Origin of the sequence: Phocaeicola faecicola (assembly GCF_013618865.1) — a bacterium.
In the GTDB taxonomy this organism is placed as follows: Bacteria; Bacteroidota; Bacteroidia; order Bacteroidales; family Bacteroidaceae; genus Phocaeicola; species Phocaeicola faecicola.
In genome coordinates, this window is record NZ_JABSOE010000056.1 from 1 (window position 1) to 24,743 (window position 24,743).

Annotated in this window: 21 protein-coding genes; 14 read left to right on the forward strand and 7 right to left on the reverse strand. The window is 50.6% G+C overall.

Features of this window, described 5'->3' with window-relative positions; genetic code table 11:
* Positions 1-200: 200 nt before the first annotated feature.
* The 5 genes from H3001_RS14125 to H3001_RS14145 form a co-directional block, all read right to left on the reverse strand.
* Entirely contained in the window at positions 201-785 is a 585-nt protein-coding gene (locus H3001_RS14125; RefSeq protein ID WP_178244487.1) for a non-canonical purine NTP diphosphatase, read from the reverse strand.
* Positions 786-857: 72 nt separating this feature from the next.
* Positions 858-3,443, reverse strand: coding sequence for a beta-mannosidase (locus H3001_RS14130; RefSeq protein WP_394367814.1), 2,586 nt, complete (start codon positions 3,441-3,443; stop codon positions 858-860).
* A 137-nt stretch (positions 3,444-3,580) separates the two neighbouring features.
* Positions 3,581-4,477 carry a YitT family protein gene (locus tag H3001_RS14135; RefSeq protein ID WP_178244445.1) on the reverse strand — a complete coding sequence of 299 codons (897 nt, stop codon included), beginning with the start codon at positions 4,475-4,477 and terminating at the stop codon, positions 3,581-3,583.
* A 19-nt stretch (positions 4,478-4,496) separates the two neighbouring features.
* Positions 4,497-7,331 (reverse strand): leucine--tRNA ligase, encoded by a 2,835-nt coding sequence (gene leuS / locus H3001_RS14140; protein ID WP_181215268.1) that lies wholly within the window; start codon positions 7,329-7,331, stop codon positions 4,497-4,499.
* A 65-nt stretch (positions 7,332-7,396) separates the two neighbouring features.
* Positions 7,397-8,605 carry an ROK family transcriptional regulator gene (locus tag H3001_RS14145; RefSeq protein ID WP_178244443.1) on the reverse strand — a complete coding sequence of 403 codons (1,209 nt, stop codon included), beginning with the start codon at positions 8,603-8,605 and terminating at the stop codon, positions 7,397-7,399.
* 208 nt (positions 8,606-8,813) lie between these two features.
* Here H3001_RS14145 and H3001_RS14150 point away from each other — a divergent pair, with 208 nt between their 5' ends.
* The 6 genes from H3001_RS14150 to H3001_RS14175 all read left to right on the forward strand — a co-directional run bounded on the left by H3001_RS14150 (position 8,814) and on the right by H3001_RS14175 (position 15,516).
* Complete coding sequence (locus H3001_RS14150) at positions 8,814-9,923, forward strand: cyclically-permuted mutarotase family protein (RefSeq protein WP_178244442.1); 1,110 nt, start codon at positions 8,814-8,816, stop codon at positions 9,921-9,923.
* A gap of 104 nt (positions 9,924-10,027) precedes the next feature.
* Positions 10,028-10,945: a dihydrodipicolinate synthase family protein gene (locus H3001_RS14155; protein ID WP_181215269.1), complete on the forward strand. Its 918-nt coding sequence runs from the start codon at positions 10,028-10,030 to the stop codon at positions 10,943-10,945.
* A gap of 6 nt (positions 10,946-10,951) precedes the next feature.
* Positions 10,952-12,136, forward strand: coding sequence for an AGE family epimerase/isomerase (locus H3001_RS14160; RefSeq protein WP_181215275.1), 1,185 nt, complete (start codon positions 10,952-10,954; stop codon positions 12,134-12,136).
* 52 nt (positions 12,137-12,188) lie between these two features.
* On the forward strand, positions 12,189-13,409 hold the full coding sequence (locus tag H3001_RS14165) for an MFS transporter (protein WP_181215270.1): 1,221 nt from the start codon (positions 12,189-12,191) through the stop codon (positions 13,407-13,409).
* A gap of 18 nt (positions 13,410-13,427) precedes the next feature.
* A complete protein-coding gene (locus H3001_RS14170; RefSeq protein WP_178244439.1) occupies positions 13,428-13,874 on the forward strand; it encodes a YhcH/YjgK/YiaL family protein in 447 nt (148 codons plus the stop codon).
* 13 nt (positions 13,875-13,887) lie between these two features.
* Positions 13,888-15,516: a sialidase family protein gene (locus H3001_RS14175; protein ID WP_178244438.1), complete on the forward strand. Its 1,629-nt coding sequence runs from the start codon at positions 13,888-13,890 to the stop codon at positions 15,514-15,516.
* A 166-nt stretch (positions 15,517-15,682) separates the two neighbouring features.
* Here the strand turns inward: H3001_RS14175 and H3001_RS14180 are convergent, their stop codons facing one another.
* Both H3001_RS14180 and H3001_RS14185 read right to left on the reverse strand, forming a co-directional pair.
* A complete protein-coding gene (locus H3001_RS14180) occupies positions 15,683-17,179 on the reverse strand; it encodes an acetyl-CoA hydrolase/transferase family protein (protein ID WP_181215271.1) in 1,497 nt (498 codons plus the stop codon).
* A gap of 44 nt (positions 17,180-17,223) precedes the next feature.
* Positions 17,224-17,610, reverse strand: a complete 387-nt coding sequence (locus H3001_RS14185) for a hypothetical protein (RefSeq protein ID WP_181215272.1) — start codon at positions 17,608-17,610, stop codon at positions 17,224-17,226.
* 112 nt (positions 17,611-17,722) lie between these two features.
* Between H3001_RS14185 and miaB the strand changes: the two genes are divergently transcribed.
* The 8 genes from miaB to folK all read left to right on the forward strand — a co-directional run bounded on the left by miaB (position 17,723) and on the right by folK (position 24,576).
* Positions 17,723-19,096: a tRNA (N6-isopentenyl adenosine(37)-C2)-methylthiotransferase MiaB gene (gene miaB / locus H3001_RS14190; protein WP_178244435.1), complete on the forward strand. Its 1,374-nt coding sequence runs from the start codon at positions 17,723-17,725 to the stop codon at positions 19,094-19,096.
* Positions 19,097-19,405: 309 nt separating this feature from the next.
* On the forward strand, positions 19,406-20,305 hold the full coding sequence (locus H3001_RS14195; RefSeq protein ID WP_178244434.1) for a class I SAM-dependent methyltransferase: 900 nt from the start codon (positions 19,406-19,408) through the stop codon (positions 20,303-20,305).
* An 8-nt stretch (positions 20,306-20,313) separates the two neighbouring features.
* Entirely contained in the window at positions 20,314-21,180 is an 867-nt protein-coding gene (locus tag H3001_RS14200; RefSeq protein WP_178244433.1) for a cell division protein FtsX, read from the forward strand.
* 22 nt (positions 21,181-21,202) lie between these two features.
* Complete coding sequence (locus tag H3001_RS14205; protein WP_178244432.1) at positions 21,203-21,481, forward strand: DUF3098 domain-containing protein; 279 nt, start codon at positions 21,203-21,205, stop codon at positions 21,479-21,481.
* The gene (locus tag H3001_RS14210) at positions 21,478-22,281 is read left to right on the forward strand and encodes an undecaprenyl-diphosphate phosphatase (protein ID WP_178244431.1); all 804 of its coding nucleotides are present in this window, start codon (positions 21,478-21,480) and stop codon (positions 22,279-22,281) included. The genes H3001_RS14205 and H3001_RS14210 overlap by 4 nt, the downstream gene beginning before the upstream one ends.
* 34 nt (positions 22,282-22,315) lie before the next feature.
* Positions 22,316-23,020, forward strand: coding sequence for a tRNA pseudouridine(55) synthase TruB (truB, locus tag H3001_RS14215; protein ID WP_178244430.1), 705 nt, complete (start codon positions 22,316-22,318; stop codon positions 23,018-23,020).
* Between the two features lie 15 nt (positions 23,021-23,035).
* Positions 23,036-24,091 (forward strand): tRNA preQ1(34) S-adenosylmethionine ribosyltransferase-isomerase QueA, encoded by a 1,056-nt coding sequence (gene queA / locus H3001_RS14220; RefSeq protein ID WP_178244429.1) that lies wholly within the window; start codon positions 23,036-23,038, stop codon positions 24,089-24,091.
* A 14-nt stretch (positions 24,092-24,105) separates the two neighbouring features.
* Positions 24,106-24,576: a 2-amino-4-hydroxy-6-hydroxymethyldihydropteridine diphosphokinase gene (folK, locus tag H3001_RS14225; protein WP_178244428.1), complete on the forward strand. Its 471-nt coding sequence runs from the start codon at positions 24,106-24,108 to the stop codon at positions 24,574-24,576.
* Positions 24,577-24,743 lie beyond the last annotated feature (167 nt).

A 24,743-nucleotide genomic window follows, 5' to 3' on the forward strand; every position in this document is an offset into this window, starting at 1 on the left:
TCCCCCGTTTTGGCTGCCAAACCTTATTTTCGGGGGAATATCTAAAGATACAAAAAAGCCAACTAATTCGCAATACATTGTGTATGAATTAGTTGGCTAATTTTATACTATTTACTGAGTGTCCCTGCATCGTATTGAAACTTCCGCAGCCTCCACCAACCTCCGGCTACCTTCCTGCAGACAGTTTCCCCCGTTCCCGCTTACTTACGGCTGAGATACTCGCACAGGCACTGTACCGCACGGGCCCGGTGGCTGATCTGATTCTTTATCTCCGCTCCCAGTTCCGCAAATGTCTGACTGAAACCTTCGGGTACAAATACAGGATCGTATCCAAACCCTGAATTTCCACGTTTTTCTTCGATAATTTCGCCTTTTACCACTCCTTCGAACAAGTGTTCCTCTCCACCCTCAATCAGGCAGATAGCGGTCCGGAATTGCGCTTTCCGGTTGGTCTCTCCCGAGAGTTCCTTCAGGAGTTTCTTCATATTGGCCTCCGAGTCATGTCCCTCGCCGCCGGCATAACGTGCCGAATAGACACCCGGAGCCCCTCCCAGGGCCTCCACTTCGAGACCGGTATCATCGGCAAAACAGTCCAGACCGTAGTGCTTATAGATAAATTCAGCCTTCAGGGCCGCATTTCCCTCCAACGTATCGGCTGTTTCCGGAATGTCTGTATCACAGTGGATGTCCTTCAGACTCAGAATTTCCACTTTTTCACCCAATATCGCCCGGATTTCCTCGAGCTTATGGGCATTGTTCGTCGCAAAAACCAGTTTTCTCATAATACGCTCATGATTGATAATTCAGAGGCAAAGATAGGAAGATATACAGACAAGGACAAGAGCCCTCCGCGGCATTTATCCGGCTGTCTGTCCCAGGTGCCTGATCCGCATGTCGAGTTTTCCTGCCGGAGCCGCTTCAGGAAGCGTGACCGTAATCTTTCGGGTCTCCCCGGGAAGAAGGTCGAAAAAGTTGTCCGAGAAACGGGCCCCCTGCACGGGAATCTCGATGAATACGTCCCGGGCCAACTGGGAAGCAGATAGTTCAATCTCCCAGTTGCAGTCGTCGATTTTCCGGGCCTCAGCACTGATCTCAGTAGCCGGCAGATGCTGGTCCTTGGGATATACGGGATAGAAAAACCGTGTAGCCACGCAGGCTTCCCCATTCCGTTTTTTCAGCGTCAGACGGACAAAAGACGCAGCCGGGTCACATCCTTCAAACACCGCATTCCAGTCGCCCTCATAGAAGAGCGCAGACGCATTTACAGGCAACGTACCCTCCTGCTGCCAGCGCCGGTACACCTTCCCGCTGAAATCCGCCAGCTCCAGCTGCAGTTCCACCTCCTCCGGTGACAGGCAGTCGGACAACACATAACAGCGGAATTTACCGTCTTCCTTCCGGGCATCCAGCACCACCGGCGCAAAGGCCCGCTGCAACTGATACTGCATCGCCTTCCAGTTGCCGTAATAATCAATGGACGACCAGGAAACCACCGGCCAACTGTCGTTCAGCTGCCAGGGAAGCGACCCCATGCAGTACGGACGGTTCCTCCGGTGCGCCTCCACTCCGTGACGCATGCCCCATCCCTGCAAGACCAGTCCCACATACACCAGGTCGTCAAACTGCTCCGGCACCCGGTAGTAACGCTCCATTGTCTGCCGGATCAGTGCATTACCGATGGTACTCTTCTGATGCGCGTTCATCACCGGAGACTCCAGGTCGTAATCTTCGGGAGCCGCAAAGGTCCGCAGGGTCTTCATCTCCGGGAATGCCTGAAAACCGAACTCACTCATAAAGCGCGGGATTTCCGTATCCAAACTCTCAAAAGGCTTCTTTCCGTACCAGGTACCCCAGTTGTGACTGTCGCCCGTCCCCCAGCTCTCCGGTCTGCCCCAGTTGGCCTCATAAGGAGAACCCTCCAGGTAATCCCGTCCCGGGTCGAAACGCGCAATCAGTTCCGGAAGCCGCTTGCGGAACAAGGTATCGTAACCAACTTCCATTTCGCCATATATTTCCGGAGTATATTTGGACCGCCATCCCCAATAACGGATGCCTTCGTAAATCTCATTATTACCGCACCACAAGGCCAGAGAAGGATGATTCCGCAGGCGCCGTGCATTGTATTCCACTTCCTCGGCCACCCGCTTCATGAATGCCGGATCGTGCGGATAAGTGGTGCATGCAAAGACCAGATCCTGCCAGATGAGAATGCCCCGCTTGTCGGCCTCCTCATAAAACCGGTCGTCTTCGTAAATGCCTCCACCCCATACCCGGAGGAGGTTCATGTTCGACCGCTGCACGTCCTCCAGCAGGCGGGCATACCGCTCGGACGTTACCCGTGGCAGCAAGGCATCCGAAGGAATCACATTCGCTCCCTTGGCAAACATCGGTATGCCGTTTACTTCAAAATAGAAACTCATTCCGGCCTCATCTTTCTCTCTCACCAGGCGCACGGTACGTAACCCGATCCGATGCTGTCTGGCAGCGACTACACGACCGCCCACTGATACAGTGGCACGGAACTCATAGCGTACAGGCTCTCCCCAGCCGTTCGGCATCCACAACCGGGGCTGACGGATGTCCATCGGAAGCGTCAGGCAGTTGTTTCCGGGTGTCAGTACCACTGTCCGGGCAGTCTCTCCCGACTGACTGCCGCAGCGATAGGTGACCTTCACTTCGGCCTGCAGGTCTTTTCCTGATACATTTCTGACTTCCAGCTGGTTTTCAACCTTGGCCAGTTCCGAAGACAGGGCTTTCTGACAGACAAAGAAATCTTCGAGCGAAGCCCCCTCCGCAAACTCCAGTCGCACAGGGCGCCAAATGCCGCAGGTCACCATCCGGATACCCCAGTCCCAGCCGTAGGAATAAGGAGCCTTCCGACTGAACACGCTCAGCTTCTGCGGATAATGGTCATTGTCGGCAGGATAGTCAAACCCGTTGCTCGCCCACTGAGGCATCGTTTCACGGATGGGTGAGCGGAAACGTACCACCAGACGGTTTTCGCCCGACCGCAGTACCGGCTTCACCGGAATCCGGTATCCGACAAACATATTGTCGGCCTTGAGGACCAGAGCGCCGTTCAGATACACATCGGCATAGGTATCCAAGCCCTCGAACACCAGGGTAACGTCATCACTGTCCAGCTGCTCCTGCGAAAGGACAAAAGAGGTACGGTACAGCCAGTCCTCCTTCTCCACCCACTGTATTTTCTGTTCATTCATCCCGTAAAAAGGATCGGGCAACCTGTCGTGTGCCATCAGGTCCTGATGCACCGTTCCCGGCACCGTCGCATCCAGCCATTCTTCCGTTCCGTACTGTGAGAACTGCCACTTGTCCAATGCAAGCGAACCGGTTCCGTTACCGGCATACAAGGGCTGCAGGGCCCATGAAATCGTTGTCAATACGCTCATCAAGATAAACCTCCCAACTGTTTGCTTCTTCATAAAATGTAAAATCGGATTATGTCTTCGGTTAATTACATACGGTTACAAAAATAAAATAAGTCGACTACTTTTTACAGTAATCGACTTACTTTATTCCATCGGAGGAGCAGAAAAGCCTGAACTTCCGCCCTTCTTCTTTATTTCACCTTCAGTTTATCAAATCCTTCGCCGTACACTCCCACCACATTGCTCTGCGAAATGAAAGCATCCGGATCGATGTCTTTAATCAGCCGGAAAATATCCAGCGATTCCCGCTTCTTGGCCAGTACGACCACCACTTTTATCTCTTTCTTGCTGTACCATCCCTGTCCGTCGAGCAAGGTCACGCCACGGTCAATCTTCGTCGCTATGCCTTCGGCTATCTCCTCGTATTTCTTGGAGAAAATCAGGAACTGTACCGACTGACGCGTGCTGTTGATGACATAGTCTATCACGATACTCATGACAAACAAGACACAAAAGCCGAACAACACCCTCCGCCAGTCATGGAAGATAAAATAACAGGAAGAAATGATGACGATATCACAGTACATCATCATCCTGCCCAGCGAGACATCCTTATACTTGTTGATAATCCAGGCAATGATATCCGTACCTCCGGTACTTCCGTTGTTACAGAATACCACCCCAATGCCCAGTCCCAGCATTCCGGCCCCTATGACACACGCCATAAAGTCCTGTCCCGGACCCAGCAGTTGCGGCAAATTTCCCTGGTCATCCTTAAACAGCATCTGAAAAAACCAAAGCAGGAACGTCAGCATAAAGATGGCATAAATGGTCTTTATACTGAAACGAGGCCCCAATATCTTCAATGCGAATCCCAGAAAAATGGCATTGATCACAAAATAGGAAATCTGTATTTCCACCCCTGTCGCATAATAGATAATCGCGGCAATACCGGTTACCCCACCCGTGGTTATCTGATATGGAAGCATGAACAATACCCATGCCAGTGAATATACGATTAGCCCGAAAGTAATGGCAAGGTAGTCTTTCGACTCCCTGCCCAACTTCTTTTTCAACACTGCTTCCATGTTTCAGTCGTTCATTGGATTAAAGCACAATATTGACAATCTTCTTCGGAACGATGATGACCTTCTTCGGAGTCTTTCCTTCAATCCATTTCTGCGACTGCTCTTCGTTCATTACCGCCTGCTGGATGGTATCGTTGTCGGCATCGGCCGGGAATTCCATCGTAAAGCGAGCCTTACCGTTGAAAGAAATCGTATATTTCACGGTATCTTCCTTCAGGTATTCTTCGTTGCACAGCGGCCATTGAGCGTCACAAACCGAAGTGGTGTGTCCCAATACCTCCCACAACTCTTCGGCCAGGTGAGGAGCAAACGGTGCAATCAGTACCACCAGGTCGCTCAGCACAGCCTTGTTGCGGCATTTCAGAGCAGTCAGTTCATTGACACAGATCATGAACGCACTGATGGAAGTATTGTAAGAGAAGGCCTCGATATCCGCAGACACCTTCTTGATCAGTTTATGAATGGACTTCAGTTCTTCCTTAGTCGCCTCACCCTCTACCGGCAGGAAGTTGTTCTGACGGTCGTAGAACAGGCTCCACAGTTTCTTCAGGAAGCGGTGTACACCGTCGATACCGTTGGTATCCCAAGGTTTTGACTGCTCTACAGGGCCGAGGAACATCTCGTACATACGCAAGGTATCGGCACCGTATTTCTCCACAATCATATCCGGGTTGACCACGTTGTACATAGACTTACTCATCTTCTCGACAGCCCATCCGCAGACGTATTTGCCGTCTTCCAGAATGAACTCTGCCGTATGATATTCCGGACGCCAGTTCTTGAATGCCTCCACATCGAGGATATCGTTGGATACGATGTTCACATCCACGTGCAGCGGAGTCACTTCGTACTGGTCCTTCAAGCCCAGCGACACGAACGTATTGGTATCCTTGATACGGTATACGAAGTTGCTTCGTCCCTGAATCATACCCTGGTTGACCAGCTTCTGGAACGGTTCTTCCTTCACGCTGACACCCAGGTCGAACAGGAACTTGTTCCAGAAACGAGAATAAATCAAGTGTCCGGTAGCATGTTCCGTACCTCCGACATACAGGTCTACATTCTGCCAGTAATGATCGGCCTTTTCCGATACCAGTGCCTCAGTATTGTGAGGATCCATATAACGCAGGTAGTACGCACTTGAACCGGCAAATCCCGGCATCGTATTCAGTTCGAGCGGGAATACGGTCACGTTGTCAATCTTGGAGTTTTCTACCACTTCGCCCTTTTCCACATCCCAGGCCCAGCGGGTAGCGTGTCCCAATGGAGGCTCACCGCTTTCGGTAGGCAGGAACTTGTCGACTTCCGGCAATTCCAGAGGCAATTTGCTCTCGTCGATCATATACAGCATACCGTCCTTGTAATATACCGGGAACGGCTCGCCCCAGTAACGCTGACGGGAGAAGATGGCATCACGCAGACGGTAGTTCACCTTTACACGTCCCAACTGATGTTCCTTCACGTATTTCTTGGTAGCAGCAATCGCTTCCTTGATGGTCAGGCCGTTCAGATTCAGGTCGCAGTACGGAGTCACTCCAGCCTTCGGAGAATTGCATACAATACCTTCTTTTGCATCAAAGCTTTCTTCACTTACGTCACAGCCTTCTACCAGCGGTATGATCGGCAGACCGAAATGTTTGGCAAAAGCATAGTCACGGCTGTCGTGTGCAGGCACTGCCATGATGGCTCCTGTACCGTAACCGGCCAATACATAGTCGCTGATCCATACAGGTACAGCCTCACCGGTAAACGGATTTACGGCATACGAACCACTGAATACACCGGTCACACGGCGGTCGGCAATACGTTCACGCTCGGTACGCTTCTTCGTACGTTCCAGGTAAGCCTCTACCTCTGCACGCTGTGCGTCGGTAGTCAGCTGAGCCACCAGTTCGCTTTCCGGAGCCAGCACCATGAAGGTTACTCCGAACATGGTATCGGCACGGGTAGTAAAGATAGTGAATTCCAGGTCGCTGTCTTTCACCTTGAAGCGGACTTCAGTACCCTCAGAACGACCGATCCAGTTACGCTGAGTCTCTTTCAGAGAGTCGGTCCAGTCTACGGTTTCCAAACCGTCGAGCAGACGCTGTGCATAGGCAGACACACGCAGACACCACTGACGCATCTTCTTCTGAACCACCGGATGACCCCCACGTTCAGAAACTCCGTCGACTACCTCATCGTTGGCCAGTACCGTACCCAGTGCAGGACACCAGTTTACCATGGTCTCACCCAGGTAAGCAATACGGTAGTTCATCAGGATTTCCTGCTGTTCCTTCTCGCTCTTTGCCTTCCATTCTTCGGCAGTAAATACGAGTTCCTCACTGCAAGCCGCATCCAGACCTTCCGTACCCTTTTCTTCAAAATGCGCGATCAGTTCGCTGATAGGCATTGCTTTCTGACAAGCGTTGCAATAGAAACTGCCGAACATCTTCTGGAAAGCCCACTGTGTCCAGTGATAATAACCCGGTTCACAAGTACGGACTTCACGGTCCCAGTCGAAGCTGAAGCCGATTTTATCCAGCTGCTCACGGTAACGGCTGATGTTGGCCGCTGTAGTCACTGCCGGATGCTGTCCGGTCTGAATGGCATACTGCTCTGCCGGCAGGCCGTACGCATCGTATCCCATCGGGTTCAACACATTGAAGCCCTGCAGACGCTTGTAACGGGCATAAATATCGCTGGCAATGTATCCCAGCGGATGACCCACATGCAAGCCCGCTCCCGATGGATAAGGGAACATGTTCAGCACATAGAATTTCTTCTTGGATTCATCCTCTGCAACTTTATAGGTCTTATTATCCGCCCATTTCTGCTGCCATTTTTTTTCAATCTCTCTGAAATTGTATTCCATAAGTGATAATATGATTTGTTTTCGTTTTTTCGTATTCCGACGCAAAGATAGTCAAAATAAAATTATCAGCGCTCAAATTTATTATATCTCGCCAGCATACATGCTCCGACTACCCCGGCCTTGTCCAGTAATTTCGACAAAACAATCACCGAATCCTTGTTGACCATATTCAGAGAATACTTTCTGACGGCGCTGCGCACCGGCTGCAGCAGGTAGTCTCCGGTCTGTGCCAGAACCCCTCCGATGATCACCATCTCCGGATTCAGCAGGTTGATGACACCGGCCAGATACCTTCCCAGTTTCTGGGCAATCTCTTCCAGGATTTCAATGCACAGCAAATCCTCCTTGTTGGTAGCCGCCACAATATCTTCCAGCGTCAGGGACTTCTCGTCTTTCAGAATCTGTTCCGAGAGGATGGAACGTTTTCCTTCCTTTACGTTCTCTATCAGAATACGGTGAAACGCAGCTCCCGAAACTTCGGTCTCGAGACAACCCCTCTTTCCGCAGTGACAGATAATCTCGTTGTCAAAGACATTGAAATGTCCCAGTTCTCCCGAGAACCCGGATTTGCCCAGATACATCTTCCCGTCGATGATGATTCCGGCTCCCAGTCCCCAGTTCAGGTTGATAAAGATAAAGTTCTTCTCTCCTTTGACCACTCCCTCCATCATCTCTCCGTAGGTCATGGCCCTTGTATCATTGTCGATGCTCACCGGGAATCCCAGCCGTTCGGAAAGGATCTCAGCCAGCGGACGCTCCTCAAAATTAAACAGACTGAAACTGTATCCGGATTCCGGATTCACCCGGCCGGATATGTTGACGCCGATATTGACGATTTTGTTCTTGTCGACCGAAACACTGGAAATAAACCGGCTCACATGTTCACAAAACAAATTCAGCCCTTCGGGAGAATTAGGCAGCGAGCAGTTCACCGACACCGGATTCTCCATCAGTTCGCCCACAAAGTTCATCACTCCCATAGAGAGTCCGAATTTCTTGATGTCTACTCCGATAAAATACCCTGCTTCCGGATTAAGGCCGTATAGAGTGGGAGGTCTGCCTTCACTGGTCTCCATCTTTCCATGCGTAATGATGTACCCTTCATCACACATCTCCGTCACAAACTTAGTGACCGTAGGGACACTCAGGTCCAGTTCCTTCGCCAAGTCCGGAATCGTAGAAAAATGATTGTACATATAATAATTGACAATCCTCTTTTTCGTCAATGCACTTTTCACTCCCCGCTCTATATCATGAAACAGTTTTATTTCCATTTTCGTTATTTTATTGATTCTATGCAAACTTAATTAAAAATAGTCTAATATTAAGGCAATAATTTAAAAAATTTTCACGTGGAACAGAGGGATATCCTAAAGATTGTCAACTAACTGAGACAAATCTCCACAAAATACGACTGTGAAAAAATCCTTTTTTGTTTTCTTTTTAAATTATATCCTTAACTTTACAAGAAAAATGTGATTTATGAAGACACTAACCTTAAGATTTTCCTTATTTATCGGTTGCATCCTGCTTTCCCTTATTAAACTCTCTGCCGGTAACGGAGTGCCTCCCTTGCCGGTCAACCAAGGAGTATCGGCTCCTTTTGCTGGAACTGCCGGACATTGGCTGATAGTGGGAGGAGGATGTAACTTCCCCGACTGTCCTGCTGCCGAAGGAGGAGTCAAGCAGTATTACCAGGAAGTTTACGGACTGAACCTCAACGACCCGCAGGGGGGATGGAAAAGAATAGGGCAACTTCCAGAGCCGGTGGCCTACGGAGCCACGCTGAGCGAAGGTGACAACCTGTATTTCATCGGAGGAGAGAACAGGAACGGCAAACTGAAAACGGCTTATCAGCTGGTATTTGATCCGGATTCCTGCCAGCTTCACCTCTTCCGTCTGCCCGACCTTCCGGAGCGGATGGCACATCTCTCGGGCACAGCCATCGGAAAGCAGTTGTACGTAACCGGAGGCGACCAGGAAACGGGAGGGAACCATCTCTATACCATTGATTTAGAAAAAGAATCAGCACAATGGGAGAAACGGGCTGCCTATCCGGGACCGTCAAGATTACAGAGCATTGTACTCGGAAACGGAAAGGACCGTCTTTTTCTGACTGGGGGATACCAGCCGGCACGCTCCGGTGCGGAAAGTCAGTTGTCATACGATATTTTATGCTATCACCTTACACAGGATAAATGGGAGGTACTGACTTCACTCCCATCGGATTCCGGTCAGATACCCCGTTGCCTGGCAGGAGGAAGTGGAGTATACTGGAACCAGCAGCTGATTCTGACCGGCGGAGTCAATTCCCGTATTTTCAAAAATGCCCTCGACGGGAAAGCCCCCAAGGATTATTTGAAAAAGCCAGTAGACTGGTATCGGTTCAATGACGACGTACTGGTGTACCATCTTGACAAACAAACATGGGAAATCATTCCGCAGGTAAAAGGAATGGCCAAAGCAGGAGGCGTACTGGTCAGCTACCGTAACAGCCTGTATATGATATGTGGAGAAACCAAACCGGGAATACGGTGCAATGACATCATCTGCCTTCCTTTATCCAATCTGCTTAATAAACATTCTTTATGAAGTGTATTTATTAAATAAAAATATTAATAAATTAACCCTTATAAATTGCCTTATATTTATAAATTAATTATTTTTGCCTGAACTAATCACTCATTCAATTTATTATGGAAAAAATTACTGGACTTATCAACGCCCCGTTTACCCCATTCGACAAGAATGGAGAAGTAAACTATGCCCCCATTGAGGCTTATGCAAACATGTTGGTCAAAAACGGCCTGAAAGGTGTCTTCATCAACGGTTCTTCAGGAGAAGGATACATGCTGACAGACGAAGAACGGATGAAACTGGCCGAACGCTGGATGGAAGTATCTCCAAAAGACTTTAAAGTGATTGTCCATGTGGGCAGCTGCTGCGTGAAATCCAGTAAAATGCTTGCCGAACATGCACAGAGTATCGGTGCATGGGGAATCGGCGCCATGGCTCCTCCTTTCCCGAAAATCGGACGGATTGAAGAACTGGTGAAATACTGCGAGGAAATCGCTGCCGGTGCTCCGGAACTGCCTTTCTATTATTACCACATTCCGGCTTTCAACGGTGCATACCTGCCGATGACTGCCCTGCTGGAAAGTGTGGACGGACGCATTCCGAACTTTGCCGGTATTAAATATACGTATGAAAGCATTTATGAATACAACCAGTGCCGCCTGTACAAGAATGGAAAATTCGATATGCTGCACGGACAGGACGAAACCCTTCTGCCGTCACTGGCAATGGGAGGTGCACAAGGAGGTATCGGTGGTACGACCAATTACAACGGCGTGAACCTGGTAGGCATTCTGGATGCCTGGAAGGCAGGCGACCTGAAGAAGGCCAGAGAACTGCAGAATTTCTCACAGGAAGTCATCAACGTAATCTGCCATTACCGCGGAAACATCGTAGGAGGAAAGCGCATCATGAAGCTCATCGGACTGGATCTGGGCAAGAACCGTACGCCGTTCCAGAACATGACCGACGAAGAGGAGAGCCGGATGAAGGCCGAACTTGAAAGCATCCACTTCTTTGAACGTTGTAATCAGTTGTAAGCTATGATGGATAAGAAAAGTTATTTAGGCTATTGGGCCGAATCATACAAGACCGACCTGCAGACCAATATCCTCCCGTTCTGGCTGACGCACGGACTCGATACCGTAAACGGAGGTGTATATACCTGCATCGACCGGGAAGGCAATCTCATGGACCCGACAAAATCGGTCTGGTTTCAGGGAAGATTCGCCTATATCTGCAGCCATGCATACAACCACATTGCCCGGAACCAGGAGTGGCTGGATGCAGCCAAATCCACCCTCGACTTCATCGAAGCGCATTGCTTTGATACCGACGGAAGAATGTTTTTTGAAACGACGGCACAGGGAGTGCCTCTCCGCAAAAGAAGATACGTGTTCAGCGAAAGTTTTGCAGCCATTGCCATGGCCGAATATGCACTGGCAAGCGGCGACAAGTCGTATGCAGAAAAGGCACTGGCACTCTTCAAGGAGATGCGCCGTTTCCTGAGTACTCCGGGAATCCTGGAGCCCAAGTACCTGCCGACCTTGCAGGCCCAGGGACACTCCATCACCATGATCATGATCAACGTGGCTACCTGTATCCGGCAGGTCATCAGCGACCCTGAACTGGACAAGCAGATTGACGAGTCGCTTTTCGCCCTGCGGAATTACTTCATGCACGAGGAATTCCAGGCACTGCTCGAAACGGTCGGACTGAAAGGTGAGTTTCTGGATACGCTGAACGGACGCCTCATCAACCCCGGACACTGTATCGAAACAGCCTGGTTCCTGTTCGATGTGGCGCGCGACCGCCAGATGGACCAAAGCATCATCGACACCGCACTGACCATTCTCGACTGGTCCTGGGAATGGGGATGGGACAAAGAGTACGGAGGCATCATCAACTTCAGGGACTGCAAGCACTTCCCGCCTCAGGACTATTCACAGGACATGAAGTTCTGGTGGCCACAAACGGAAGCCATCATTGCCAACCTGTATGCCTACAAGCTGACCGGAGACGAGAAATACCTCAAGCAGCACCGGATGGTCAGCGAATGGACCTATGCACACTTCCCCGACCACGAGTACGGAGAGTGGTACGGATACCTGCACCGCGACGGAAGTCTTGCACAGCCCGCCAAAGGCAACCTGTTCAAAGGTCCGTTCCACATTCCTAGAATGATGATCAAAGCCTATACATTATGTAACGAGATACTTGCCGGAGAATAATTCCGGCAAGCATCCCAACCTATTAATCCTTATCTAATACCGCATATTCTACATGAAAACTTCTAAACTATATCCATGGTTTGTCGTGGCCCTGCTCTGGGGGGTAGCCTTGCTCAATTACATGGACAGACAAATGCTCAGCACAATGAAAGAGGCCATGCAAGTGGACATAACCGCCTTACAGTCGGCTGTCAACTTCGGACATCTGATGGCAGTATTCCTCTGGATATATGGTTTGATGAGTCCTGTTTCCGGAATCGTCGCCGACCGTATGAACCGGAAATGGCTGATCGTCGGAAGCTTGTTCGTATGGTCTTCCGTAACGTTTCTCATGGGAGAAGCCTCTTCTTTCAGTCAGATTTTCTGGCTGCGCGCACTCATGGGAGTCAGTGAAGCCCTGTATATTCCTGCCGGCCTGTCTCTGATTGCCGATTATCACTCCGAAAAGACACGTTCCCTGGCCGTAGGTATCCACATGACCGGTCTGTACACCGGACAGGCCATCGGCGGATTTGGAGCCACCGTAGCGGCCTCCTTTACGTGGCAGACCACTTTCCACTGGTTCGGCATCATCGGTATCGCCTATGCCTGTCTGCTGATTCTCTGTCTGAAGGAAAAGAAAGCTGTAATCGAAGAAGAAAGAACCGTATGCAATGAAAACGAGAAAGTCATCACGAGTCTCAAATCTCTGATTACCAACACGGCCTTCTGGGTGATTCTTTTCTACTTTGCGGTTTCCAGCCTCCCCGGATGGGCCACCAAGAACTGGCTCCCCACCCTCTTCTCTGAGAACCTGAACATGCCCATGTCAATGGCCGGTCCGATATCTACCATCACCATTGCCGTTTCGGCCTTCGTAGGAGTCGTAATAGGCGGCATGCTGTCCGACAGATGGGTACAGAAGAACATCAAAGGGCGCATTTACACCGGGGCCATCGGACTCGGAATGACGATTCCTTCCCTGCTGCTGCTGGGTATGAGCAGCAACCTGATAACCGTAGTCGGTGCCGGACTGCTGTTCGGAGTAGGCTATGGAATGTTCGACGCAAACAACATGCCCATCCTCTGCCAGTTTGTTTCTCCGCGACAGAAAGCCACTGCTTATGGTGTAATGAACATGACAGGAGTATTCGCAGGTGCATTCATCACCCACCTGATGGGCAGATGGAGCGACGGAGGAAATCTGGGAATGGGATTTGCCGTACTGGCAGCTATCGTAGCCCTGGCCCTCTTTGCACAATTGTATTTCTTACATCCAAAATCCAATCAATAACCGGCATCTTTTTTCAATATGATTATCTCTAACCTGAAACACAGCGAGCGGATTGAACCGCTCCATCCCGCTTTCAAAAAAGCCTTTGACTACATCAAGTCGCACGACCTCCTGCACGAGGCATGCGGACGGATTGAACTGGACGGTGACCGTCTTTTCATCAACAACGTCGCTCCAGCCTGCCTCCCTGCCGAAGCACAAGTGCTGGAAGTCCACCGGGACTATATCGACATCCACGTCCTGCTCGAAGGCAAAGAACGAATCGGATGGAAGGCCCTGGAAGGATTACATGCCGAAAAACAGGCTTATGAGGCTGCATCCGACTGTGCTTTGTATACCGACCAACCCACTTTTTATGTAGATTTGCAACCGGGGGAATTCGCTGTCGTATTCCCCGAGGACCCGCACGCTCCTCTTATCGGAGAAGGCCGCATACGCAAATTAATTGTAAAAGTAAAAATCTAAAAATACAGCAATCATGAAAACCATCTTACTACTTGCCGCAGGACTTGTTTCCTCACTGGCCGCACAAGCCGCGGATACGCTGTTCGTCAAAGAGCCACAGATACCAGTCCTGATTGAACGGAAAGACAATGTCCTGTTCTATATGCGGATGGACGCGCAAGAGACCCAGAAACTGGACCACATTACACTTGAATTCGGTCCCAATGTACCGTTGTCACAAATCCAGTCGGTAAAACTATACTACGGAGGCACAGATGCCCGGCAGGACCGGGAAAAAGAGCGTTTCTTCCCCGTAGAATACATCACTAACTTCACTCCCGGAAAGACCATGGCCGCCAATCCTTCGTATTCGGTAAAGAAGTCGGAAAGCGAGGCCCTTCAAAGAAAGATTACTCTTTCAGGCAACCAGACCTTGTTCCCGGGATACAACTTCTTCTGGGTGAGTCTGGAGATGAAGCCTTCGGCCGATTTACAGACCAAGGTAACCGCACGGATTACCGAGGCGCAGGCAGACGGAAAGGCTACCCCGATCAAGATGACCACTCCCGAACAGGGCCTGGAACACCGTATGGGTATCGGTGTGCGTCATGCCGGTGACGACGGTTCTGCAGCCTTCCGTATCCCCGGACTGGTCACTACCAATAAAGGAACCTTGCTCGGAGTCTATGACGTACGGTATAACAACAGCGTAGACCTGCAGGAACACGTGGATATCGGCCTGAGCCGAAGCACCGACGGAGGAAGAACCTGGGAAAAGATGCGGATTCCAATGTCTTTCAAGGAGTTCGGCGGACTGCCGGCTGCACAGAACGGTGTGGGTGACCCGTCAATTCTGGTGGACACCAAAACGAATACCGTATGGATTGTAGCCGCATGGACGCACGGAATGGGTAACCAGCGCGCCTGGTGGAGCTCACATCCGGGTATGGACCTTCACCAGACGGCCCAGCTGGTAATGTGCAAAAGTACCGACGACGGAAAGACCTGGTCGGAACCCATCAACATTACCGAACAGGTGAAACTGCCGGAATGGTATTTCCTGCTGCAAGGCCCGGGAAGAGGCATCACCATGGAAGACGGTACCCTGGTCTTCCCTATTCAGTTCATCGACAAAGAACGTATTCCGAATGCCGGTATCATGTACAGCAAAGACAGGGGAAAGACCTGGAAACTGCATAACGAAGCCAGAAGCAATACTACCGAAGCACAGGTAGTGGAGGTCGAGCCGGGCGTCCTGATGCTCAACATGAGAGACAACCGTGGAGGCAGCCGTGCCGTGTGCACAACTACCGACCTGGGAAAGACATGGAAAGAACATGAATCGTCACGCAAGGCACTGATTGAACCGGTCTGCATGGCCAGCCTCATCAGCGTAAAGGCCAAGGACAATGTACTGGGCAAAGACCTGCTGATTTTCTCCAACCCCAACTCTACCAAGGAAAGAAAGGACATTACCATCAAAATCAGTCTGGACGGAGGAATAACGTGGCTGAAAGAACATCAGTTGCTGTTGGACGAAGGCTACGGCTGGGGATACACCTGCCTGACCATGATTGACAAGGAGCACATCGGTATCCTGTACGAGAGCAGTGCCGCACAGATGACGTTCCAAAGCATCAAACTGACGGATCTGGTCAAATAACTCAAGGTAATATCCTTCACATGAGACAACAGAAGGGCTTCAGGCGCTGGGAAAGAAAACGCCTGAAGCCCTTCTCTTATTCCATTCAACCGATAAAAAAACTCCCCTGACGTACCAGCTATCTGTCTGTCAGGGGAGTCACTTTATGGAAAATATTAAAGATCCGTTATCTCTGGAAATCAGCCCAGTTGGTCAGACGCATATCGCCCTCCTTCATGAATACCTGATGCATGCCCAGCGCAGCCGACAGGCTGTGAGAAGTCTGTCCCTTGGTAGAAATCTTCAGGTAATCCCAAAGCAGCTGCTTGTAATCCGGGTGCGCACAGTTCTCGATGACAGCCTGTGCCCGTTCCATCGGACTCTTGCCACGCAGGTCGGCAATACCCTGTTCCGTAATGATGACATTCACCGAATGCTCGCTGTGATCCAGGTGAGAAACCATCGGTACAATGGAACTGATGCATCCACCCTTCGCCGTAGAAGGACAAGAGAAAATAGAGATATACGCACTGCGCGTGAAGTCTCCCGAACCACCGATACCGTTCATCATCTTGGTACCACAGATATGTGTAGAGTTCACATTTCCGTAAATATCCGCCTCAATGGCCGTATTCATGGAAATGACACCGATACGCCGTACCACCTCCGGACAGTTCGAGATTTCCGACGGACGAAGTACCAGTTTGTGACGGAAGAAATCCATATTGTCATAAATATCCTGCAGACAGTCGTTGGTTACACTCAGCGAACAGGTACTGCCAAACTTGATGCGTCCTTCCTTCACCAGTTTGATGACCGAGTTCTGTATCACCTCGGTATACATTTCAAACGGAGGAATGCTCGGGTCCTTACCCAGTGCACTCAGTACTGCATTGGCAATGTTTCCCACTCCCGACTGCAACGGCAGGAAGGTAGAAGGAATGATGCCCCTGCGCATATCGGCAGCCAGGAACTCAGCCACGTTCTGACCGATCTTGTCGGTTACCGGGTCGGCTTCGTGGAAACCGCGGGCCTCATCCTGCATGTTCACTTCCACCACTCCCACGATTTTCGACGGGTCCACCTGAATATAAGGCAATCCGATACGGTCGCTCGGCCGCACGATAGGAATCGGACGACGATAAGGAGGCCGTTCCATCTCATACAGGTCGTGCATACCGATCAGGCTCTTGGAGTGAGCCGCATTCAGTTCCACAATGATTTTATCGGCCAGCCGTGCCACCGTCGGTGAGATACCGATTCCCGCAGTCAGGAAAATCCGTCCGTCCTCCGTTAGTTCACAGGCCTCAATGATAGCCGTATTCACATGTCCCAGAAATCCGGAACGCAACCGCTGGGCCACCTGCGACAAATGTATATCTGTATAATTGATTTCACCGTTGTTCACCGCCTTGCGGAAATCCGCATTGGTCGTATAAGGAGCACGGAATTTGATGGCATGCGCCCGGGTCAGCTCCCCGTCACAAGAATCTCCGGTAGATGCACCGGTAATGATTCCAATCTGAAAATGTTCCCCTCTCTCATGCCGTTCCCGAGCCAGTTTTGCCAATTCGGCAGTCACCGCTTTCGGGCTTCCTGCCGGAGTAAAACCACTCAGGCCGACAATCTCTCCGTCTTTGATAAGGCTGGCCGCTTCGGCAGCCGTTATAAAGTTGTAACTCATGGTATTAGTGTTTTATATCGTTAGTATTAAACTTACTATAGTCTTCAATCATCGTATTTGCGGCGGAAAATCTCGGAATAGATAAACGCCCTTCTGGCATCTTCAGGAGTACGGAAGGCAATGCCGTGTCCGGGGGCTGCCGTCTGATGGTCTGCCACCGGGTCCTGCGCAGGCCGGTTCACCGCACAGCTGCCACCTTCTATCTGTGTCTGACTCTTCTGTTTTTTCTTCTTCTTTTTCTTCACACCACTTCCCTGAAGCTTCTCCACAGGCTGAATGACCACTTCCCCTTCTTCCTGCTGCGGGAAATCATAGCGCTTTCCCGTCTGGCGTTTTCTCTCATCCGCACGTCCCGGCCGCTTTCTTCTCTGTTTGCTCCAGGCAGTATAGGTAAACAACAGTACTGCTACAATCAAAGTCAGAATATCCATAGTATGATAAAGTGTTAAGTACTTGCCCAAAGATACTAATAAATATAACATATCATGGATTTTAGGGAAGAAACCCGTATCTTTGCCACCGAATTTATCAAATAATAACATTATGACAAAAGAAATTACAGGAGCGGACTTTAAATCTGCAACTGAATCAGAAAACAAGAAACTGTTTATCGAAACTTACGGATGCCAGATGAACGTGGCAGACAGTGAAGTGATTGCTTCCATCATGCAGATGGCAGGCTACAGCCCTTGTGAAAGCCTGGAAGAGGCCGATGCCGTATTCATGAACACCTGCTCCATCCGCGACAACGCCGAGCAGAAAATCCTGAACCGCCTGGAGTTCTTTCATTCCCTCCGCAAAAAGCGCAAGCACCTGATCGTAGGCGTGCTGGGCTGTATGGCGGAAAGAGTCAAAAACGACCTGATCGAGAACCACCACGTCGACCTGGTGGCCGGACCGGACGCCTATCTGACCCTCCCCGACCTGATCAGTGCCGTAGAAGCCGGCGAGAAAGCCATCAATGTCGAACTGTCTACTACCGAGACCTACCGTGACGTGATTCCGTCACGTATCTGCGGCAACCACATCTCGGGCTTTGTCTCCATCATGCGCGGATGCAACAACTTCTGCCATTACTGCATCGTTCCTTATACCCGGGGACGTGAGAGAAGCCGCGACGTAGAAAGTATCCTGAAGGAAGTAAAAGACCTCGAAAAGAAAGGATACAAGGAAGTGACGCTGCTGGGACAGAATGTCAACTCTTACCATTTCGAGAAGGACGGAGAAACCGTTACCTTCCCCATGCTGCTCCGTCTGGTGGCCGAAACCGTACCGGGCATGCGCGTACGCTTCACGACTTCACACCCGAAGGACATGAGCGACGAAACCCTGCACGTCATCGCCGAGATTCCGAACGTATGCAAGCACATCCACCTGCCGGTGCAGAGCGGAAGCTCACGCATCCTGAAACTGATGAACCGCAAATATACCCGGGAATGGTACATGGAACGGGTGGCTGCCATCCGACGCATCATCCCCGACTGCGGACTGAGCACGGACATCTTCAGCGGCTTCCACAGCGAGACCGAAGAAGACCATCAGATGAGCCTCTCGCTGATGCGCGAATGCGGATACGATTCGGCCTTCATGTTCAAGTATTCGGAACGTCCGGGTACATATGCCTCGAAGCACCTGCCGGATGATGTTCCCGAAGAAGTGAAAATACGCCGTCTGAACGAGATGATTGAACTGCAGAACCAGTTGTCGGCCGAGAGCAACGCCAAAGACGTGGGCAAGACCTTCGAGGTACTGGCAGAAGGCGTATCGAAACGTTCCAAGGAGCAGCTCTTCGGACGTACCGAGCAGAACAAGGTAGTAGTGTTCGACCGCGGCACACACCGCATCGGCGACTTTGTCAAGGTACGCATCACCGAAAGCAGTTCCGCTACCCTGAAAGGTGTGGAAGTGACCGAGTAATTTCGATTACCACATATTGCACAGAGAGCATCCGGTATTGATTTCCCGGATGCTCTTTTTCATTTCCACCTTTATGCATTGCCGCAAGGGCCTCCGTCTTTTCTCCAGCCCGCGGACGGAAGTCGCATAACCCCCGAATCCGGGTCGTATAACCCCGCTATGGAGGCTGCACGACCCCGCACCGGAAGCCGAAGCACATTTGTCCGGGAAAGAGAAAACCCATCAGCACCGGCAAATCTTTAAAGAAACTTAACAGAACAACCTACCTAGCCGATTTATTTGTTATTTTGCAGCAAATTAGGGAATAAAGTGAATATACTAAAAATCAATATATGTCCGCTATGCGGAAAAAGCCATGACGGTACGGTGGCACATACCTGTACCGATCATTATGCGACCGGAGAACACTTCGAAATACACCAGTGTAAAGAATGTGGTTTTCTGTTTACTCAATGTGCGCCTGACGAAAGTGTCATCGGCAGATATTACGAGTCTCCCGAATACATTTCACACACCGACACCCACAAGGGAATCACCAACCGCATCTACCACTGGGTAAGACGGTATATGCTGGGCCGGAAAGCGGCACTGGTGAGAAGGAACAGCGGCCTCAGCCACGGACGACTGCTGGACATCGGCACCGGAACCGGCTATTTCAGCCATTTCATGCAGGAAAAAGGCTGGAAGGTATCGGCCATCGAAAAGAGTCCGCAGGCCCGGGAATTTGCCCTGCAGCATTTCGGACTGCAGGTAGCTCCTCCCGAAGCCCTTGCACAACTTGAGCCCGGCAGTTTCGATGTCATCACCCTCTGGCACGTAATGGAACACCTGCAGCACCTGAACGAAACCTGGGAACAGCTTTACCAGTTGCTCGACAAACAAGGCATACTGATCCTGGCCGTCCCCAATCCGAGTTCGTTCGACGCCCGCCACTACGGGGCCGAATGGGCCGCCTATGACGTCCCCCGCCATCTGTGGCACTTCACCCCTTCGGTGATGCAGCAGTTTGGCGCCAAGCACGGATTCAAGCTGGCAGAACTCCATCCGATGCCCTTCGATGCATTTTACGTCTCCATGCTCTCTGAAAAGAACCGGGGCAGCCGCCTGGCCTTTGTCAAAGGGATGTGGATCGGCTTCAAGGCCTGGCTGGCCTCACTGACCAGAAAGGAAAGAAGCAGTTCCATGATTTATGTATTCAGAAAAAAATAACCAAAGCCATGAGTAAGAAATCTGAATTCTTCCGGGGTATGCAGTTTATCACCTCCAGCATCAGCACCATGTTCGTCCTGCTGCTGCTGGGTATTGTGGTGTTTTTCGTACTGGCAGCCAACAACCTGTCGGTATATGTGCGTGAGAACATTGCCTTCTCCATCATCCTGAACGACGACCTCAAGGAGCCGGAGATTCTTCAGTTCCAGAAGACACTGAATGCGGCACCCTATATCAAGCAGACCACCTACATCTCGAAGGCACAGGCCCTGCAGGAGCAGACCGAAGCCATGGGAACCGACCCTGCCGAATTCCTGGGGTACAACCCTTTCTCAGCCTCAATAGAGGTGAAACTGAATGCCGATTATGCCAATGCCGACAGCGTGGCATGGATCAAGGAAGAAATCGGACAGCATAAACAGGTAATGGAAATCAACTATCCGCAGGACCTGCTCGACTCCGTGAACCAGAACATCCGTAAGGTCAGTTTCGCCCTGCTGGGAATCGCCTCCCTGCTGACGCTGATATCCTTTGTGCTGATCAACAACACCATACGGCTCACCATTTACTCACAGCGGTTCCTGATTCACACCATGAAGCTCGTAGGAGCGAGCTGGAGTTTCATCCGCCGTCCGTTCCTGATACGCAACGTATGGATCGGGGTACTGGCCGGCATACTGGCTGATGCCATCCTGGTGACGGGAGCCTACCTGCTGGTGCACTATGAGCCCGACCTGGTGGTAGTCGTTACCCCGGCCGTCATGCTGATTGTCATGGGAACCGTACTGGTTTTCGGTGTCACCATCACCACCCTCTGTGCACTGATTTCCATCAACAAATACCTGTACATGAAAGTAAGCGAACTATATAAATAACCTAATAACTTTTAGAAGCGAAATGGATAAGAAAAACTTTGCCTTCGACAAAACCAATTTCATACTGCTTGCGGCAGGCATGGTAGTCATTATCATCGGCTTCCTGCTGATGAGCGGTCCGGGCTCTACCGAGACCACATTCGAACCGGACATTTTCAGTGTACGACGCATCAAGATTGCGCCGGTAGTCTGCTTTGCCGGATTCATTTTCATGATATACGGAATTTTACGCAAGCCCAAAGATTTATCAGACAAAGACATCAACAATAATAATTACACTAAAGAAGAAACAGAACAATGAATTGGCTAGAAGCATTAGTATTGGGTATTCTGCAGGGACTGACGGAATACCTGCCGGTAAGCAGCAGCGGACACCTTGCGATAGGTTCTGCCCTGTTTGGAATTGAAGGAGAGGAAAACCTGACTTTCACCATCGTAGTGCATGTGGCTACGGTGCTGAGTACGCTGGTAATACTCTGGAAAGAAATCGACTGGATTTTCCGTGGTCTCTTTAAATGGGAGATGAATAAGGAAACGAAATACGTCATCAACATCCTGATTTCAATGATTCCGATCGGAATTGTCGGCGTCTTTTTCAAGGATTATGTAGAAGAAGTATTCGGTTCGGGACTGCTGATTGTGGGCTGTATGCTGCTGCTCACCGCCGTGCTGCTGATTTACTCCTACTACGCCAAGCCCCGCCAGAAGGAATCCATCAGCATGCGCGATGCCTTCATCATCGGTCTGGCACAGGCATGTGCGGTAATGCCGGGTCTGTCCCGTTCGGGCAGCACCATCGCTACCGGACTCATCCTGGGCAACAAGAAAGAAACACTGGCACAGTTCTCTTTCCTGATGGTCATCCCTCCTATCCTGGGAGAGGCCCTGCTGTCGGGTTTTGAAATCGTCAAAGGCGCAGCTGCCGCCGACGCGGAAATGAGCATCGGTGCCCTGATCACGGGCTTCCTGGCTGCGTTTATCTCGGGATGTGTGGCCTGCAAGTGGATGATCAACATTGTGAAGAAAGGCAAGCTGGTATGGTTCGGTGTGTACTGTGCCATCGCCGGAGCAATTACCATTGTGACCAGCCTGTTGGGATAAATTCCCTCAATTTATTCATTTTATATCATTTGTAATGAACTTTAAGGAAGGAGAAGTGTTATATTTTGACAAGCCGCTGCGATGGACATCGTTTGCGCTTGTCAATAAAATCAGATACCACATCAGCCGGAAGCTGGGAGTAAAGAAAATCAAGGTCGGACATGCCGGTACGCTGGACCCTCTGGCAACTGGTGTCATGATTATCTGTACAGGAAAGGCTACCAAACGGATTGAGGAACTGCAGTATCAGACCAAGGAGTACATCGCTACCCTGCAGTTGGGAGCCACCACCCCGTCGTTCGACCTGGAAAAGGAAATCGATGCCACCTACCCCACCGAACACATCACGCGGGAAATGGTGGAGGAAACCCTGAAAAAGTTTACCGGAACCATCGAGCAGATTCCTCCGGCCTTTTCAGCCTGCAAGGTAGACGGAAAACGCGCCTACGACCTGGCCCGGAAGGGAGACAATGTGGAGTTAAAACCCAAGACACTCGTCATCGATGAAATCGAATTGCTGGAGTGTAATTTACCGGTCATCAAAATCAGAGTGGTATGCAGCAAAGGCACCTACATCCGGGCCCTCGCCCGCGACATCGGAGAAGCCCTGCAGAGCGGTGCCCACCTGACAGGACTGATACGTACCCGTGTAGGGGAAGTGAGACTGGAAGACTGCATGCAGGTCGACCAGTTTGAAGAATGGCTGGAAAAACAAGAAATAGAAGTTACAAACGATTAAGGAAAGGAGATAAAGATGAAACTATCACAATTCAAGTTCAAGTTACCGGAAGAGAAAATCGCCCTGCACCCTACCAAATACAGAGACGAGTCTCGGTTAATGGTGGTACATAAGTCGACAGGAGCCATTGAACATGTCATATTCAAGGATATCCTGAATTATTTTGATGATCAAGATGTATTCATCTTCAACGATACCAAGGTATTTCCTGCCCGTTTGTACGGAAACAAGGAAAAGACAGGTGCGCGGATTGAGGTGTTCCTGCTTCGTGAGCTGAACGAAGAGCTCCGTCTCTGGGACGTACTGGTTGACCCGGCACGTAAGATACGTATCGGCAACAAGCTGTACTTCGGAGAAGACGACTCAATGGTGGCCGAAGTCATCGACAATACCACTTCACGCGGACGTACCCTGCGCTTTTTGTACGACGGACCGCACGACGAGTTCAAGAAGGCCCTCTATGCCCTTGGAGAACCCCCATTGCCACCGTTCATCAAACGGGCTGCGGAACCGGAAGACGAAGAGCGTTTCCAGACCATATTCGCCAAGAACGAGGGAGCGGTTACCGTTCCGGCTTCAGGCCTGCACTTCAGCCGTGAGCTGATGAAGCGCATGGAAATCAAGGGTATCGAACCTGCATTTATCACCATGCACTGCGGACTGGGCAACTTCCGCGACATCGATGTGGAAGACCTGACCAAGCACAAGATGGACTCGGAACAGATGTTTGTGGAAGCCGACGTATGCCGTATTGTCAATGCTGCCAAAGACCGCGGCAACAAGGTATGTGCGGTAGGAACCAGTGTGATGAGAGCCATTGAAACCGCTGTGGGTACCGACGGACACCTGAAAGAGTTTGAAGGATGGACCAACAAGTTCATCTTCCCTCCTTACGAATTCTCGGTAGCCGACGCCATGGTGGCCAACTTCCAGATGCCGCTGTCGACCATGCTGATGCTGGTATGCTCTTACGGAGGATACGAACTGGTAATGGAGGCCTACAATACGGCCCTCAAGGAAGATTACCGCTTCGGTACTTACGGAGACGCCATGCTGATCCTGAACAAATAAACCCGTCAGGCATCATGGCAAAAGTATTTTTAGGCCTGGGAACCAACCTGGGAAACAAAGAAGAAAATTTACGTACTGCCGTCCGATGGATAGAAGAGAAGATAGGGAAATGCCTTTCCCTATCTTCTTTTTATGAGACAGCCCCCTGGGGATTTGAGTCGGAAAACCAGTTCTTGAACGCCGCAGCCTGTGTGGAGACCTCACTGACACCGGAGGAAGTGCTGCGAACCACCCAGATTATTGAACGGGAACTGGGAAGACAGAAAAAATCGGAGGCAGGAGTCTATACCGACCGGCCCATCGACATCGATATTCTGCTCTATGACGGACAGATACTCCAGACAGACGGACTGACGATACCGCATCCGCTGATGCACGAGCGAGACTTCGTCATGAAGCCGCTGGCGGAAATCGCCCCGGATGTCATCCATCCCGTCCTGCAGCGCACGATGAAAGAAATCGCCGCCCATACCGGAAACAAGTAAAGCAATGTTAAATGCGCGGAAAATTGTAATTATTCCAATTTTATCCGTATCTTTGCATCCGAAAACAATTGTGGAAAGATTTGAGTAGCTTGCAACCACGGAAAAAAATGCTAAAAAACCTAGTACGCTTCCCTGATTTTCAATCTCTACTCTCGTCCGTACACGGA